Annotated in this window: 17 protein-coding genes; 11 read left to right on the top strand and 6 right to left on the bottom strand. The window is 70.6% G+C overall.

The features are described from left to right. The first annotated feature begins 272 nt into the window (after window positions 1-272). The 3 genes from OG266_RS40555 to fabG (OG266_RS40565) all read left to right on the top strand — a co-directional run bounded on the left by OG266_RS40555 (window position 273) and on the right by fabG (OG266_RS40565) (window position 2017). Entirely contained in the window at window positions 273-665 is a 393-nt protein-coding gene (locus tag OG266_RS40555; protein ID WP_266470948.1) for a PaaI family thioesterase, read from the top strand. Window positions 666-680: 15 nt separating this feature from the next. After that, the gene (locus OG266_RS40560; protein ID WP_266469255.1) at window positions 681-1214 is read left to right on the top strand and encodes a flavin reductase family protein; all 534 of its coding nucleotides are present in this window, start codon (window positions 681-683) and stop codon (window positions 1212-1214) included. Between the two features lie 98 nt (window positions 1215-1312). Beyond that, window positions 1313-2017 carry a 3-oxoacyl-ACP reductase FabG gene (gene fabG / locus OG266_RS40565; protein WP_266469258.1) on the top strand — a complete coding sequence of 235 codons (705 nt, stop codon included), beginning with the start codon at window positions 1313-1315 and terminating at the stop codon, window positions 2015-2017. 80 nt (window positions 2018-2097) lie between these two features. On the opposite strand, the gene OG266_RS40570 is transcribed toward fabG (OG266_RS40565), so the two are convergent. From OG266_RS40570 to OG266_RS40595, 6 genes are all read right to left on the bottom strand, one after another. Further along, complete coding sequence (locus OG266_RS40570) at window positions 2098-3213, bottom strand: LLM class flavin-dependent oxidoreductase (protein WP_266470952.1); 1116 nt, start codon at window positions 3211-3213, stop codon at window positions 2098-2100. A 19-nt stretch (window positions 3214-3232) separates the two neighbouring features. Next, complete coding sequence (locus OG266_RS40575) at window positions 3233-3970, bottom strand: beta-ketoacyl synthase chain length factor (protein ID WP_371551930.1); 738 nt, start codon at window positions 3968-3970, stop codon at window positions 3233-3235. Window positions 3971-4024: 54 nt separating this feature from the next. Continuing rightward, window positions 4025-5218: a beta-ketoacyl synthase gene (locus tag OG266_RS40580; RefSeq protein WP_371551931.1), complete on the bottom strand. Its 1194-nt coding sequence runs from the start codon at window positions 5216-5218 to the stop codon at window positions 4025-4027. Further along, the gene (locus OG266_RS40585) at window positions 5208-5489 is read right to left on the bottom strand and encodes a hypothetical protein (protein ID WP_266469267.1); all 282 of its coding nucleotides are present in this window, start codon (window positions 5487-5489) and stop codon (window positions 5208-5210) included. Before OG266_RS40585 ends, OG266_RS40580 begins: the two co-directional genes overlap by 11 nt. Then, the gene (locus tag OG266_RS40590) at window positions 5486-5764 is read right to left on the bottom strand and encodes an acyl carrier protein (protein ID WP_266469270.1); all 279 of its coding nucleotides are present in this window, start codon (window positions 5762-5764) and stop codon (window positions 5486-5488) included. Before OG266_RS40590 ends, OG266_RS40585 begins: the two co-directional genes overlap by 4 nt. A 95-nt stretch (window positions 5765-5859) precedes the next feature. Next, complete coding sequence (locus tag OG266_RS40595) at window positions 5860-6675, bottom strand: 2-amino-3,7-dideoxy-D-threo-hept-6-ulosonate synthase (protein WP_266469278.1); 816 nt, start codon at window positions 6673-6675, stop codon at window positions 5860-5862. Window positions 6676-6978: 303 nt separating this feature from the next. On the opposite strand from OG266_RS40595, the gene OG266_RS40600 reads away from it, so the two are divergent. The 8 genes from OG266_RS40600 (at window position 6979) to fabG (OG266_RS40635) (ending at window position 15045) form a co-directional block, all read left to right on the top strand. Beyond that, window positions 6979-8097, top strand: coding sequence for a 3-dehydroquinate synthase II family protein (locus OG266_RS40600; protein ID WP_371551932.1), 1119 nt, complete (start codon window positions 6979-6981; stop codon window positions 8095-8097). Between the two features lie 17 nt (window positions 8098-8114). Then, on the top strand, window positions 8115-9524 hold the full coding sequence (locus OG266_RS40605) for a class I adenylate-forming enzyme family protein (RefSeq protein WP_371551933.1): 1410 nt from the start codon (window positions 8115-8117) through the stop codon (window positions 9522-9524). Then, window positions 9521-9955: a MaoC family dehydratase N-terminal domain-containing protein gene (locus OG266_RS40610; protein WP_329549082.1), complete on the top strand. Its 435-nt coding sequence runs from the start codon at window positions 9521-9523 to the stop codon at window positions 9953-9955. The genes OG266_RS40605 and OG266_RS40610 overlap by 4 nt, the downstream gene beginning before the upstream one ends. Continuing rightward, window positions 9955-10752: a MaoC/PaaZ C-terminal domain-containing protein gene (locus tag OG266_RS40615; RefSeq protein WP_371551934.1), complete on the top strand. Its 798-nt coding sequence runs from the start codon at window positions 9955-9957 to the stop codon at window positions 10750-10752. Before OG266_RS40610 ends, OG266_RS40615 begins: the two co-directional genes overlap by 1 nt. After that, a complete protein-coding gene (locus tag OG266_RS40620; RefSeq protein ID WP_371551935.1) occupies window positions 10749-11537 on the top strand; it encodes a thioesterase II family protein in 789 nt (262 codons plus the stop codon). Before OG266_RS40615 ends, OG266_RS40620 begins: the two co-directional genes overlap by 4 nt. 93 nt (window positions 11538-11630) lie before the next feature. Then, entirely contained in the window at window positions 11631-13157 is a 1527-nt protein-coding gene (locus tag OG266_RS40625; RefSeq protein ID WP_371551936.1) for a DHA2 family efflux MFS transporter permease subunit, read from the top strand. 290 nt (window positions 13158-13447) lie between these two features. Next, on the top strand, window positions 13448-14305 hold the full coding sequence (locus OG266_RS40630) for an arylamine N-acetyltransferase (protein WP_371551937.1): 858 nt from the start codon (window positions 13448-13450) through the stop codon (window positions 14303-14305). After that, window positions 14305-15045 carry a 3-oxoacyl-[acyl-carrier-protein] reductase gene (fabG, locus tag OG266_RS40635; protein ID WP_266469308.1) on the top strand — a complete coding sequence of 247 codons (741 nt, stop codon included), beginning with the start codon at window positions 14305-14307 and terminating at the stop codon, window positions 15043-15045. Before OG266_RS40630 ends, fabG (OG266_RS40635) begins: the two co-directional genes overlap by 1 nt. Window positions 15046-15089: the final 44 nt, after the last annotated feature.

Consider the following 15089-nt stretch of genomic DNA (forward strand, 5'->3'; position numbering starts at 1 on the left):
CAGGGATCCCACCTCTGGGCCAGAGGTGGGATTCCTGCTTTTCCGGCACTCCACAAGTCGGCTCACCCTGGCCGAACGGTCAGCCCCGCACGCGCCGATCGGGCGGAAAACGGCTACCTGGAAGGGGCCTTGGCCTGTCGTCCGGCTGCCGAGATCGTGGTGGTCAGCACCGCTGAGACCCGGTGCCGACCACCACAGGAGAGGGACACATGGAGAGCAAGCGTCTGACGGCCGACGAGCCCGGCTCGGCAGCGGACGTGCCCGTTCGCAACATGCTGTCCGCGCCACCGTCGCTGGTCGACGAGCAACTGGCCACGCGGATGGGCATCGAGGTCATCTCCATCGAACCCGAGCGGGTGGTCGCGACCATGCCCGTACGGGGCAACATGCAGCCCTTCGGGTGGCTGCACGGAGGAGCGAACGCGGTACTGGCGGAGACGCTGGGTTCGGTTGCGGCCGGCCTCTGGGTGGCGCCGCGGGGCGCCGTGGCAGGGCTCGAACTGTCCTGCACCCACCACAAGTCGGTGCGCTCGGGTCTGGTCACCGGGGTCTGCACACCCCTGCATCTCGGCAGCCGGGTGGCCACCTACCAGATCGAGATCACCGACGAGAAGGGGCGGCCCACCTGCACGGCACGCCTGACCTGCCTGGTGCACAAGCGCTGAAGGAGGCGTGGACCAATGTCTACGGACGTAGTTGGAGCGGACGGTGTCACGGTCTGGGACAGCCCGAACGCGGAGGCGTTCCGGGGGGCCATGGGCCTCTTCCCGACGGGCATCGCCGTCATCACCGTCGGCCAGGGACCCGGTACGGAGGCGATGACCGCCAGCTCGGTCACCTCGATCTCGCTGGAACCGACCCTCGTCCTGGTGAGTGTCAACGCCGCCGGCCGGCTGGTCGCCGCCATCGACAGCGCCGGGGGCTTCGCGGTGAACGTCCTTGCCCAGGACCAGACGGAGCTCTCGCAGCGGTTCGCCGCACGTGACCGGCCGAGCGGCCTGGTCGCGCAGGAACTGCTCGGCTCCGTCGCCGGGCGCAGCGGCCACCTGGTGGTGCCCGACGCTCTGGTGTCCCTGGAGTGCACCACCGAGTACCGGTACCCGGGCGGGGACCATGTGCTCTACCTGGGCCTCGTGCGGGGGATGAGGGTGGCGGACCCGGTACGGCCCCCGCTGGTGTTCCACCGCGGGGCGTACACCCGGCTGCCGGGCTGAACCGAAAGCGTTCCGATGCCCGGCCGGCGGATACCTACACGACCGACCGACGACTGATGCCCGGCCGATCGGCCGGACCCACAAGTGAGGTGTGTTTCATGGCACGTTCGGTGCTGGTCACCGGCGGAAACCGGGGCATCGGCCTGGCCGTCGCCCGGGCGTTCCAGGCGCAGGGGGACGCGGTGGCTGTCACCCACCGCGGCTCCGGTGCGCCCGAAGGGCTGCTGGGAGTGGAGTGCGACGTCACCGATCCGGACCAGGTGGCGCGGGCGTTCGGTGAGGTGGAGGCCGTACAGGGGCCGGTCGACGTGCTGGTGTCGAACGCCGGGATCACCGACGACCGGCTGATGCTGCGGATGACCGACCCGCAGTTCCTGCGGGTGCTCGACACCAACCTGGGCGGTGCGTTCAGGACCAGCCGGAAGGCGGCAGCGGCCATGCTGCGCAAGCGGCAGGGGCGGGTCGTCTTCATCTCCTCGGTCGCGGGACTGCGCGGTTCCGAGGGGCAGGCCAACTACGCGGCGAGCAAGGCCGGGCTGGTCGGCCTTGCCCGGTCGCTGGCGCGCGAGCTCGGCTCGCGGGGCATCACCGTCAACGTGGTCGCGCCGGGTCTGGTGGAGACCGACATGACCGCGAAGCTGCCCGAGGCACGGCGGGCACAGATGATCGGGGACGTACCGCTGGGCCGGATCGCCGACCCCGCTGAGATCGCGTCCGCGGTGGTCTGGCTCGCCTCGCCCGGGGCGTCCTATGTGACCGGCGCCGTCATCCCCGTCGACGGAGGCCTCGGCATGGGGCACTGACCCCGGCCCCGTGACCGCAAACAACTGATCCGCCGTCAGGAGGCCTCTCCTGGCGGCGGATCAGTCTTGTCGGGGCCGTGCTACTGGCCCGCGCCCTGCCTGGCGAAGAACGCCCGGGCCTGCTCGCCAGTCCACTCGTAGGAGTCGGTGACGCCGCGGAGCGCGCCGTTGAAATGGGGAGCCACGAAGCGGGCGAGCAGCTCGAAGCTCCGCTTCATCTGCTCCCGCTGTGCCCAGTCCATGACGGTGACAAGGAGCCGGCCGAAGCCACCGGTGGCCTCCTGGATGTCCCGGACGGCCTGGACGCACTCGTCGACCGAGCCGATGATCGCGCTGCGCCGGTCGATCGCCTCCTCCAGCGCCTTGCGGGCCTCCGCGCGGGAGTGCACCGGCGGTGCGCCGACCAGGGCCCAGTACTCGTTGCGGTAGCGCATCCAGCCGTCGACGATCTCGTCAAGCGCCTGGGAACGGCTCTCCGACACATGCACGGCCAGCGTCACCCGCCAGTCGGCCCGGTCGATCGTGCGGCCGTGCTCGGCCGCCGCCTCCTCCGCGTGCTGCCACTGGCCGACGAGGTCGCCGATCTGGCTGCCAGGGCGGGGCGGGATACCGAAGGAGATCGGGCTGATCCCGTGCTGGCCCGCAAGGCGCATACCGAACGGGGAGGTGGCACTGGACACCGCCAGCGGCAGCCCGGTCTTCGCGTAAGGACGCAACTGGAGCCGTGCGTCGCGGAGTTCGAACCAGTCGGTGCGGGCGGTGACCGGCTTCTCGCCGTCCAGCAGCTGAAGGATCACCTCCAGCGACTCCGCCGTGCGCCGACGGGTGTCGGCCGGGTCGATGCCGAGGAAGTGCATGTCCGAGGGGATGGAGCCGGCTCCGACGCCGAGGGTGAACCGCCCCCGGGTCAGCTGGTCCAGCTGTACGGCCCGCGAGGCGACCATGAACGGGTGGTGGTACGGCAGGCTGACCACCCCGGTGCCGAGCCTGATGTGCCGGGTGCGCTCGGCCGCGGTGGCGATGAACAACTCGGGCGAGCTGACGGTTCCCCAGCCGGCCGAGTGGTGCTCGCCGACCCAGAGTTCGTCGAAACCGAGCTGGTCGAGCCACTCGGCCAACTCGAGGTCCCGCCACAGTGACAGGGCCGGGTCCTCGCCCAGCGGGTGAAGGGGTGAAAGGAAGGCGCCGAAGCCCATCCGGTCCAATTGAGGCTCCTCACAAGGTCGTTGACGTACTCGATGACAGGTCGAAGGCGGTGCAGAGCTCGACCAGCGGGGCCAGCCAGCCGTACGCGGGCCACTGCGGCACGGTCGGCTCCGCGGCGGGCAACCCCGGCGAACCGTCCGCGCTCCCGCGGCGCAGCAGCAGCGCCACGGCGGCGTCGCCCTGCGGCAGCGGCCCGAACAGCCGTGCCGAGCCCACGCGTTCGCGCACCCAGTCGACGCGCTCATTGGCCGCGGTCTCGACGCCGATCACCAGCACCTGCTCCACCTCCTCCTCGTCCAGCAGGAGGTCCGCCAGCTGCAGCGCCTCGGCGGCCGGGTCCGTGCCCGCCGAGATACAGCTGATGGGGCCGGTGATGCCGTACCGCTTGGTCAGATGGCCGAGGATCGACGTGGTCACCGACTGGAAGAACAGCAGCGGGCTGTGCACCTGGCCCGCGACCAGCCGCTGGGTCGCGACGTCGGACGTGGTGGTGTCGCCGTAGGTGGTGGCCAGCACGATGGCGGTCCGTCCGGCGCGGCCCGCGGTCAGATCGCGCTCGGTCCCCGGATCGCCGAGACAGGCGCTGGCGACCTCGGCGACCAGCGGGCTGAACCGCGACAGCACAAAGCCCGGAACATTGGGCAGTTCGGCGGGCGTGGCGCCGGGCAGGCCGGCGGCGGCCTCCCCCCAGGGGGCCCGGCAGGCCGCCGCCACGATCGAGCGCGGCTGGGCGAGCAGCGTGGTCATGCGATTCCTTTCAGGGTGCGGACGGGGAACACGGCGGTGACGTGGAGACGCCGCTCACGCCCGCTTCAGGACAAGTGCCGCGTTCACCCCGCCGAACGCGGCGTTGAGGGAGAGCGCGTGAGTGACGGCGGCCTGACGGGCCTCGCCCGGCACGTAGTCCAGGTCGCAGCCGGGGTCCGGCTCCTGGTAGCCGACCGTGGGCGGCAGGATGCCGTCGCGGAGCGCGAGTAGCGTGATCACCGCCTCCACGGCCCCGGTGGCCTCGAGCATGTGTCCGGTGCTGCCCTTCGTCGAGCTCACCGGGACGGCCGGCGCGTGCGCGCCGAAGATCCCGTGCAGCGCCGCCGTTTCCGCGACATCGTTCAGCGGGGTGCCGGTGCCGTGCGCGTTGACGTACCCGATCCGCTCGGGCGCCAGCCCCGCGCTGCGCAGCGCGGCGCGGGCGGCCCGGGCCAGCCCCTCACCCCGCGGGTGCGGCTTGATGACGTGGTACGCGTCGGCGGCCATGCCCCAGCCCGCCACCTCGGCGAGCACCTCGGCACCGCGTGCCCGTGCGCGCTCGGCCGACTCCAGGACCAGCACGGCCGCGCCGTCGCCCTGGAGAAGACCCGCCCGGCCCGCCGCGAACGGCCGGACGACACCCTTCCGGCTCAGCGCCTTGCCGGAGTCGAACTTCGCGAACACGTCCTCGGTGACCAGGTACGCGCCGCCGCAGACCACCGTGTCGGCCGCCCCACGCCTGATCAGCGCGGCGCCGTGCGCGATCGCGTTGGTCGAGGCGACGCAGGCGTTGACGAAGGCGAGCCGCGGACCGTCCAGGCCGAAGGCCTCGCCGATGCCGTGCGGCAGCCGGGCAGGCATGCTGTCCAGCGTCCGCCGGTCCCCGGGGTCCCGGCCCGCCGCCATGTCCGTCCAGAAGGAGCGGCTCGCGGAGTGATCGCCGTTGGTGCCGAGGAGCACCGGCGCACCCGTCGCCTCGGTGCCCGCCATCCGCAGCGCCTCCGCGGTGCACGCGTGCAGCACTTCGGCCTGCGTGGGGGTGTAGCCGGGCTTGACCGGTACCCCGGGGATCTCGGGCCCGTGGCCTTCGTAGGTGGCGGCTTGCTTCGCGTGGAAGGGGGCGGTGTCGAAGCGCGTGACCGGGACGAACCCCGGCCGGCCCGCGAAGACGCCCTCGCGCAGTGCCTCGGCGCCGAAGCCGAAGGCGGTGAGTACTCCGTATCCGGTGATCGCCACCTCAGGACGCATGCCGGGCCTCCGTCCCACTGGCCGCGCTCGCCCCGCCGGCCCCGTCCGGCAGCAGCCGGACAAGGTTGCGGTGCAGCGAGCCGATCGTGTCGCTGGCGGCCAGCTCGTCCTCGTCCTCGGGACCGACGACGATGCCGTGGCGTTCGTCGAGCAGGTGGACCAGCCAGACGAAGGTCAGGGAATCGAGGGCGAGTTCGGTCCCGGTGTCCCAGTCCTCGAGCAGCTGACCGCTGTCGCGCAGCAGCTGTGCCACATCGGTTTCGGTGATCACTGGGCCGCGCTGCCCGCCGCAAGGGCCGACCGCCGGTCGACGACCGCGTCCACGAACCGGCCGAGGTTCGGGACCAGTTGCGGTTCGAGATCCTCCTCGGGCAGGTCGATGCCGTACTCACCCTCGAGCTGCAGCACCAGCTCGATCATGGCGAGCGACTCGAGCCCCAGCCCTTCCTCGCCGAGGGGGAGGCCGTCCTCGACCTGCGCGGGCAGCGGGAGATTGATGACGTCCCTGATCACCGTCAGGATGAACTCTCGGGTCTCTTCATGCATGGCGTCTCCGTACGTGGTTGTCCGGCCCGATGGGCCGGGCATGGCTGTTGATCCTGCTCACCGCGGTCCGCCTGACGGCAGGCCCGCGGGGCCGCTCAGCGGACCGGGACCCGCTGGACCGCGCCGAGCCGCTCGGTGAGCCGCGGGGTCTCGTGCACCGCGGCCGACAGGGTGCGGATCACGCTTGCGGGCGTACTGCTCTCGAAGAAGCTGCGTCCGACCGCGAGCCCGCTGCAGCCCGCCGCGATCACACCGGCGGCGTAGTTGGCCAGGTCGGCGTCGCTCCTGCTCGGGCCGCCGGCGACCAGTACCGGGATCGGGCAGCTCTCGACGACCTCCGACATCCGCTCCAGCGGCGCCGACCAGGTGGTCTTCACCATGGAAGCGCCAAGGTCCGCCGCCACGTTGACGACGTGCGAGAGCAGCCGGGGGTCGTGCGGGTCGGTGATCCGCGGCCCCCTCGGGTACACCATGGCCAGCAGCGGCATTCCCCACCGCCGGCAGGCGTCGGCCACCGAGCTGAGATCCGTCAGCTGCCGGCTCTCGGTGTCGGAGCCGATGTTGACGTGCACGCTCACCGCGTCCGCGCCGAGCTGGATCGCCTCTTCGACGTCGCCGACCAGAACCTTGGCGTCGACGTCGGTGGCGTGGGACGTGCTCGCGCTCAGATGCACGATCAGTGCGCAGTCGCGGAGCAGCCCCGGATCGACGGTTGCCGCGCGCCCCTTGTGCACCACGATGGCGTCCGCGCCGCCCGCCACCGCCGTGCGGACCAGCCCGTTGAAGTCTCTGGCGGCGACGATGGGACCGTCTCCCACCGAATGGTCCATCGGCACGAACAGATAACGCCCGTCGCTGTGCCGGGACAGCCGTGACAGGCGCAGCGCCATACCACCGGACCTTGCTGTCATGATCCACCCCTCGTCACCTGGAAGTCTGATTCGGTGACCGAGTCTCACCCCGCGCGCGGCCGCCGCTACCCCTCGAACGGAGTGCCTCTGCGAGTGCGCGCGGCGGCGCCGATCGAGGTACCCGACCGGCCAGCCCCCGCCCTCCGTCCGACCGCCCATCGAGCAGCCCTTTCGCGGCTGTTGGGCCGTGGGTCCGCGCTGACATCGTGCTGATCGGGAAGTCCGGCCGGGGTACGCCGCCGGCCCGGTACGCCTCCGGCAGCGGTACGCCGGAAACAGCCACTCAGCGTAGGGATGGTCAACGTGAAGTTCGCCTGGATCGACATCCGTTCCGTCGAGAAGAACCAGCGGGAGGCGGTGGTGGACGCGGCGATCCACGCCGGTCTCGCCGGGTTCGTCGACGACCGCCTGGAGCTGCTGGCCACTCTGCCGCCGACCGTGCAGAAGGTACTGCTCGCCGCTCCGGACGCGACACTGCCCTCGGAGGCGGCCGATGTCGCCGACGTCGTCCTCACCGCGGTCCGCACGACCGCCGAGCTGGACAAGCTGAAGCTGGTGGCTGCCGAGGCCCCGGCGCGGCACGGCGCGTTCGTCGACGTCGTCGACGACCCGTCGCTCCGGCTCGCCTGCGCGGCCGCACAGGAGCTGGAGCACACGGTGGTGAAGTTCCGCGACCCCACCAAGATCCCGCTGGAGATCGTGATCGCCGCCGCCGACAAGAGCCCCGGCCGGCTCATCTGCGAGGCCGGTGACCTGGAAGAGGCCGGCATCATCGTGGACGTACTGGAGAAGGGCTCGGACGGGCTGCTGCTCGCGCCCAAGGACGCCAACGACATCTTCGGTCTGAACGCCCTGCTCCAGTCCTCGACCCAGGACCTCGAACTGTCCACGCTGACAGTGGAGTCGATCGAGCACAACGGTCTCGGCGACCGGGTGTGCGTCGACACCTGCACCCACTTCGAGAAGGACGAGGGCATCCTGGTCGGCTCGTACGCCCACGGCTTCGTGCTGTGCGTCAGCGAGACCCACCCGCTGCCCTACATGCCCACGCGGCCCTTCCGGGTGAACGCCGGTGCGCTGCACTCGTACGTCATGGGCGCCGACAACCGCACCAACTACCTCAGTGAGCTCAAGGCCGGCAGCACCGTCCTCGGTGTGACGGCGGACGGCCGCACCCGGCGGATCGTGGTCGGCCGGGTCAAGCTCGAATCCCGCCCGCTGCTGACCGTCAGGGCCAAGTCCGAGGAGGGCGTCGAGGTCAGCCTGACGCTGCAGGACGACTGGCACGTGCGGGTGCTCGGTCCCGGCGCCGCCGTACTGAACTGCACCGAGCTCAAGCCCGGCGACAAGCTGCTCGGCTACATCGCCACCGACAAGCGTCATGTCGGCTGGCCTGTGGGCGAGTTCTGCATCGAGAAGTGACGGAGGCAGACAGCGCAATGGCTTCACCGACGGATTTCGACTCCTGGCTCGCGGCATGCCTGTCCGACACCGACCGCGACGCCGAACTCTGGGCCCATGGCGAACGGGAGGTGACGCGCGAGCGGTTGCGGTACGAGACCGATCGCGCGGCCGGCCGGCTGGCAGCCCACGGCATCCGCGCCGGCAGTACCGTGGCCGTTCAACTGCCGCCCGGTTTCACCCTGTTGTGGTCGGTGTTCGCCCTGTGGAGTTCGGGCGCGCAGGTCATGCTGCTCGATCCGCGGCTGACCCGGGCGGAGACCACCCGGCTGATCGAGGTGTGCGAGCCGCAGTTCCATCTCACCTCTGGCGAGGAACCCCTGCGGGTGGCCGCGTTCCGGGACGAGTGCGAGGTGGTGGTGGAGTCCCGCCCGCAGGGGCGTGCGGCCACCACCGGGCACCGGCTCGTGCAGTTCAGCTCCGGTTCCACGGGTCTGCCCAAGGTGATCGGCCGCACCGGGAAATCGCTGCTGGCCGAGATCGACCGCTTCGCCCACCTCGCGGACATGCCACGCCCCGGCGAGAGCGTGTTGCTGCTCAGCTCCCTGGTGCACTCCTTCGGGCTGATCGGCGGCGTGCTGCACGCGCTGAACACCGGCGTGGCCCTGCACTTCGCCCGTCGGCCGCACCGCAACGAGCTGCTCCGGATCCTGGTGGACCGTCATGTCGCCGCGGTGTTCGGCGTCCCGGCGCACTTCGATCTGCTGAGCCGGATCGAGGGGCCCGCCGTGCCGGCCACGCTGCGGCTCGCGGTCTCCGGCGGGGAGATCCTGCCCGCCGAGATCTACCAGCGCTTCGAGGAGCGGTACGGCGTACGCATCGGCCAGGCGTACGGCATGACCGAGACGGGCATCATCGCGACCGACCTGACCGGGGCGTACCCACCGCCGGCCGTCGGTGTTCCGGCGCCGGGGGTCCGCACCGTCATCAAGGACGGCACCCTTCGGGTCAGCCTTCCGGAGAACCCCTATCTGCACGGGGACCACGAGAGCCGTTTCGTCGGCGGGTGGCTCAACACCCATGACCTGTCCACGGCCGGGCCGGACACCGGAGTCCTGGAGATCACCGGCCGGGTCGACTCGGTGGTCGCGATCGGCGGGCTGAAGGTCGATCTGACCGAGGTGGAGTCGGTTCTGACCTCGCATGCGGCCGTCACCGAGGCGGTGGTGGTCTACGGGGACGCGATCGAGGCCCATCTGGTCGTGTCCGGCCGGGTGTCCAACGCCGAGCTGCTCGCCTGGTGCCGCGAACAGCTCAGCCCGTACAAGATCCCCAAGGCCTTCCACTTCCCGGCCGTGCTGCCGCGCACCTCCAACGGCAAGCTGATCCGCAACCGTGAACTGCTGCACGCGGCAAGGGAACGGCAGCGGCAGGTGGTGGCCCGGTGATCGACCGCGACTTCGTGGGTGCCGTCCTGGCTCCGTACACCGTCGCGGTGGAGCGCGACCGGCTGCGCCGCTATGCCGCGGCGGTCGGGCTCCCCGGCGCGGTGTTCACCGACGAGGCGGCGGCGCGGGCGGCCGGGCACCCCGATCTGCCCGTGCCGCCCGCGCTCCTCGCCGGTCTCGAGCGGCAGGAGCCCGGTGACTTCCTGGCCGACCTGGGAGTGCGGCTGAGCGATGTGCGCCATGTCGAGCAGGGGTTCGTCCATCACCGGACGGTGTACGCCGGAGATCTGCTCACCTTCGCGCCGGTGATCACCGACATCCGTACGCGGCGCGGGCTCGACTTCGTCGTCCGTGACACGGCGGTCACCCGCGACGACGGGCTGGTCGCCGAGCTCCACCAGGTCATCCTCGTACAGCCAGGAGGGAAGTGATGAGCGGGTTCTCGCTCGCGGCGGCGGAGGTCGGCGCGGAGCTGCCCGAACTGCTGCCGGAACAGATCGACCGGGCCACACTGGCGGCCTTCGCCGAGTCGTACGGCGACCTCAACCCGATCCACCTGGACCCGCAGGCGGCCCGCGCGGCGGGACTGGACGATGTGATCGCCCACGGCATGCTCTCCATGGCACTGCTGGGACGGCTCCTCGTCGAATGGGCGCCGGTGGAGGACGTGTTGTCCTTCCGGGTGTCCTTCACCGCCGTCACCACGGTGCCCGCACGGCTGCGCTGTACTGCGCGGGTCAAGGCGATCGAGACGGTCGCCGGGGGGCGGGCGGCGAGGCTGGCACTGGCGGTGCGACGGGTGGACGGCCCGCTGACGGTGCGGGGGGAGGCGCTGGTGCGGATCCCGGCGGCGGCGGCTCCGGGAGCGCGGGCGTCGAGTGTGCGGGTGCCGGGTGTGTCGGCTGTGGCCTCCGGTCCGGCCGCGGCCTCGGCCCCGGTTGCGTCGGCCGCGGTCTCCGTTCCGGCTCCCGCCTCGGTCTCGGTTCCGGGCTCCGTGTTGGCCCCGGTTCCGGGCTCCGCGGCGGGTGGACCGGCTGCGGGTGCCGCCTCGGTTGCGTCGGCCCCGGCTTCCGTTTCGACCCCGGCCGTGGTCTCTGTTCCGGCTCCCGCCTCGGCCTTGGTTCCGGGCTCCGTGTCGGCGCCGGTTCCGGGCTCCGTGGCGGCCGTTCCGGCTGCGGGCGCCGCCCCGGTTGTCCCGGCCCCGGACCCCGCCGCGCGGTCCACGTGAACCGGCCGCGCGATCCATGGATCCGGCCTGCTGCCAAGGGGGAGTCGGAGGCGCCGGTCCGGCTGTTCTGTCTGCCGTACGCGGGTGGTGGTGCGACCGTCTTCCGTGACTGGCTGCGTGACCGTGATCTCGGGCGGCGCGTCGAGGTTCTCGCCGTGCAGCTGCCGGGGCGCGGGAACCGGATCGCCGAGTCGGCGTTCGACGACGCGCGGCTGCTCGCCAAGGAACTGACCGGGGTGCTCGCGCCGTACTTGGACCGTCCCTATGGCATCTACGGGCACAGCATGGGCGGACTCGCCGGACTCGCCGGACTGGCCCTGGCGCGCGAGCTGGCCCGGTCGCCCGGGCTGAGACAGCCGGCCGCACTCTTCGTGGGGGCGAGCGTGGCGCCGGGCTCGGTACGGCCGCAGGCGGTGTGGCGGGGATCGGACGCCGAGCTCACGGAGTGGCTCCGGCGGACCGGTGGCACCCCGGCCTCCGTACTGGCCAAGCCCGCGCTGCTGGAGCTGCTGCTGCCCGCGCTGCGGGCCGACCTCGCGCTGGTGGCGGGCTACCGTCGCCAGCCGTCCGAGGAACTCGCCGTCCCCATCAGGGGGTTCGCGGGCGCGTCCGACCTGCTGACGCCCAGTGGGGCAATGCGCGGCTGGGCCGCGGAGACCGCGGCGGGCTTCACCTTGTCCCAGGTGCCCGGCGGCCACTTCTTCCTCGCCGAATCGAGCCGGGCCGTACTCGAGGCCATCACCGGGCAGTTGCTCGCCGCGGACGGACCCGGCCGGGGCCGGTGAGTGTTCCCCAGTTTCCGACATCTGTTGTACAAGCAACACTTGTTGTGGAACGATTGTGCTGCTGAGTTCAAGAGCGAAGGGGAACGAGCAGCTGTGAGTACTGACCAGGCGCCGGCCGAGACGGATGACTCCGGCCGCATTACGCCCGAACTGTGGTGGCTGAGCGGGATCATGGCGTTGGGCGGTTTCGCCAGCCTGCTCGACAGCACCATCGTCAATGTCGCGGTCGGACCGCTCGCCAGGAACTTCGACGCCGAGATCTCCACCGTGCAATGGGTGGTGACGGGCTATCTGCTCGCGCTGTCGGTGTCGATCCCGCTCAGCGGATGGTCTGCCGCCCGCTTCGGCGCGAAGCAGATGCTGATCTTCTCGCAGGTGGTGTTCCTGGTCGGTTCACTGCTTGCGGGGCTGGCCTGGTCGGCGCCCAGCCTGATCGCCTTCCGACTGCTCCAGGGCATCGGAGGCGGCCTCCTCGTACCGATCGGGCAGGCGCTGCTGGCCCAGGCGGCCGGGCCGAAGCGGCTCGGCCGCCTGATGGGCATCGTCTCGATTCCGGCGATGTTCGCCCCGCTCATCGCCCCCTCGCTCGGCGGTGTGATGGTCGACTACCTGAGCTGGCGGTGGCTCTTCTTCATCAACGTGCCGCTCTGTCTGATCACCGTCGTGCTGGTCCTGCTGAAGGTGCGGAACGTCGTTGAGCCCTCCAAGGACGCCAAGCTCGACGTGCTGGGCATGGTGCTGCTGATGCCCGGTCTGGCCGCGCTGCTCTACGGCCTGTCCGAGGCCGGCTCGGCGGGCGGCTTCGGCGACGGGAAGACGGTCGGCGGCCTGGTGATCGGAGTCGCATTCCTGGCGGCCTTCGCGGTGCGCGCCCTGCGCACCCGGCTGGAACCGCTGGTGGATCTGCGGCTGTTCCGCCGCAGCGGCTTCAGGAACGGCACGCTGGCGAACATGCTGCTGAGCATGGCGATGTACGGCGTGATGATCCCGCTGCCGCTGTACTTCCAACTGGTGCACGGCGCGAGCGTGCTGGAGTCCGCGCTCCTGCTGCTGCCGCAGAGTCTCGGCTTCTTCGCCGGGGTCGTCATGATGAACCGCCTGACGGCGATGCTGGGCGTACGGAACCTGACCCTGCTCGGCATCCTGCTCGCCGTGCTCGGCACCATTCCGTACGCCCTCATCGATGCGGATCCGAACGCGGTCGTGCTCGGACTCGCGATGGTCGTACGCGGCTTCGGCCTCGGCGCCTCGATGCTGCCGACCATGACGGTTGCCTTCGGCAGCGTGCCCAAGGAACTCGCGCCGAGCGCCACCAGCGCTTTCAACGTCTTCCAGCGGGTCAGCGCCTCCCTGGGCACGGCGGTACTCGCGGTGGTCCTGCAGCAGCAGATCGAGGACCGGCTGCCCACGGGCGTCGGGTCGGTCGTCCAGGTGCTGCCCGGCAGCGATGTCGCCAAGGACCTGGCGACGTCTTTCGGTCCGCCCTTCTGGTGGGCGCTGGTGATCACCGCGCTTGCGGTGCTGCCGAGCCTCTTCCTGCCCGGACGCGAGCCGGCTCCCACGTCGGAACCGGACGCCTCGCCGTCCCGGGAGGGGGAGTCGGCGCTCAAGGCCGGCTGACCCTTCCCTCCCGCTGAACCCTTCCCGCCGGTCCCTCCCGCTGACGCCCCATCAGCCGTGTGGCGGCGCATGGTCAACCATGCGCCGCCACACGGCTTTTCGGTCTGTCCATGACGTCTGCCCGCGACGACGGCCGGCGCGGCGGGCCGCTGCCTCGGGCCGCTGCGTCGGGGTGGACTTTCGAGCAGGGCGGTCGGGCCTCCTGAGACCGCCCGGGACCGCCGAGAATTCAAGCCGGATCGAAAGCCGGGACCTGCCCGGGCCCCCATCGCAGCAATCCGGAGGATGTCTTGGAGACGGAGTCACTGCCGTGGCGGGAATATCTGGAACGCATCGGATATCAAGGCTTGTTGAATAACTCTCTTGAATGCCTGCGCGAGCTTTACACGGCACATCTGAGGTCCGTCCCCTACGAGATGCTCGACTCCTTCGACGGAACGCCGCCGGTGCTAGGCCACGCGGAATCGTTCGCCAAGCTGGTGCACCGGCGGAGGGGTGGCAATTGCCTTGAATCGACGCCGTTGTTCGGTGAATTCCTGCGTCAGGCCGGCTTCGAGGTCCGGTTGGTCCCGGCGCAGATCTGGAAGGTCAGCGGTGAGTGGTGGGACGCCTGGGACCATCTGCTGCTGATCGTGACCGTGGACGGCGAGGACTGGCTGCTCGACGTGGGCTTCCTGATGCTGACCTTCGCCGAGCCGCTGAAGGTCGCCGAGGGGCCGCAGGAGCAGTCCGGCTGGCGGTTCCGGGTCGCCGAGGAGGAGGGCTTCCCGACCGTTTCGCACCAGGGGCCGGACGGCACCTGGACGGCGGTCTACCGGTACCGCGACGAGCCGCAGCAGCGCGCCGACTACGAATGGATCATCGATTTCCACAAGTCGGCCGAGGATTCGCCGCTGGTCGGGACGCTGCTGTGCTCCCGGAACGTACCGGACGGAAAGCTGATCATGATCGGCGAGAACCTTCTGCACGCGCGGAACGGTCGTGTGAGCGCCGAGTTCATCGAGACCACGAGCCGTGCCGAAGAACTCCTCCGCGTGATCTTCGCAGGCCATGAACACATGGTGGAAAGCGCGGTGCGGACCTGGGAGAAGGCACGCGCCGACCGGTCGACGCGACGAAGCCTGGTCTATCGAAAGGCGGAACAGTGATGCCGGACAAGCCGATTGCGCTGGTCACGGGCGCTTCCCGGGGGATAGGCCGCGGTATCGCCGTGCGGCTCGCCGAGGAGGGATACGACGTCGCCTTCTGCTTCCGGTCCGGCAAGGAGGCGGCCGACGAGACCCGCGAGGCGGTGGAGCGGGCCGGGGCGCGCTGCTTCCACGACCGCTGCGACGTGACGGACATCGCCGACGTCAAGGCGTTCGTCAGCAACGCGGAAGCCGCCCTGGGCCCGGTCGAGGTGCTGGTGAACAACGCCGGGATCACGCGGGACAACCCGCTGGTGCTCATGCCGCCCGAGGACTGGAACGAGGTCATCGGGACCAACCTCACCGGCACCTACAACTTCAGCCACTGCGTGGCCTTCGGCCAGCTGAAGCGCCGCAGCGGCGTCATCGTCAACATCTCGTCCGTGGCCGGTGTGTACGGCAACGCGACACAGTCCAACTACGCCGCCTCCAAGGCCGGCGTCAACATCCTGACCAGGTCCCTTTCGCGGGAGCTGGGGCCCTACGGGATCCGCGTCAACGCCGTGGCACCGGGCTTCATCGAGACCGACATGACCGGCCACCTCTCCGAGAAGGTGCGCAAGAAGGCCCTGACGACCATCCCGCTGCGCGAGTTCGGGGCCGTCTCGCACGTCGCCGACCTGGTCTCCTTCCTCGTCTCGGACAAGGCCTCGTACATCACCGGCCAGATCGTCCAGGTGGACGGCGGGTTCTCGCAGTGAGCCCGACAGCCCGGCCCGACCCGACAGCACAGATCAATCGCCCG

Origin of the sequence: Streptomyces sp. NBC_00554, assembly GCF_041431135.1 — a bacterium.
Classification (GTDB): domain Bacteria; phylum Actinomycetota; class Actinomycetes; order Streptomycetales; family Streptomycetaceae; genus Streptomyces.

Bases quoted from the DNA above. Each gene is read 5' to 3' on its own strand.
- OG266_RS40555 (WP_266470948.1), top strand. From the start codon at position 273: ATGCTGTCCGCGCCACCGTCGCTGGTCGACGAGCAACTGGCCACGCGG.
- OG266_RS40560 (WP_266469255.1), top strand. From the start codon at position 681: ATGTCTACGGACGTAGTTGGAGCGGACGGTGTCACGGTCTGGGACAGC.
- fabG (WP_266469258.1), top strand. From the start codon at position 1,313: ATGGCACGTTCGGTGCTGGTCACCGGCGGAAACCGGGGCATCGGCCTG.
- OG266_RS40570 (WP_266470952.1), bottom strand. From the start codon at position 3,213: ATGGGCTTCGGCGCCTTCCTTTCACCCCTTCACCCGCTGGGCGAGGAC.
- OG266_RS40575 (WP_371551930.1), bottom strand. From the start codon at position 3,970: ATGACCACGCTGCTCGCCCAGCCGCGCTCGATCGTGGCGGCGGCCTGC.
- OG266_RS40580 (WP_371551931.1), bottom strand. From the start codon at position 5,218: ATGCGTCCTGAGGTGGCGATCACCGGATACGGAGTACTCACCGCCTTC.
- OG266_RS40590 (WP_266469270.1), bottom strand. From the start codon at position 5,764: ATGCATGAAGAGACCCGAGAGTTCATCCTGACGGTGATCAGGGACGTC.
- OG266_RS40595 (WP_266469278.1), bottom strand. From the start codon at position 6,675: ATGACAGCAAGGTCCGGTGGTATGGCGCTGCGCCTGTCACGGCTGTCC.
- OG266_RS40605 (WP_371551933.1), top strand. From the start codon at position 8,115: ATGGCTTCACCGACGGATTTCGACTCCTGGCTCGCGGCATGCCTGTCC.
- OG266_RS40615 (WP_371551934.1), top strand. From the start codon at position 9,955: ATGAGCGGGTTCTCGCTCGCGGCGGCGGAGGTCGGCGCGGAGCTGCCC.
- fabG (WP_266469308.1), top strand. From the start codon at position 14,305: ATGCCGGACAAGCCGATTGCGCTGGTCACGGGCGCTTCCCGGGGGATA.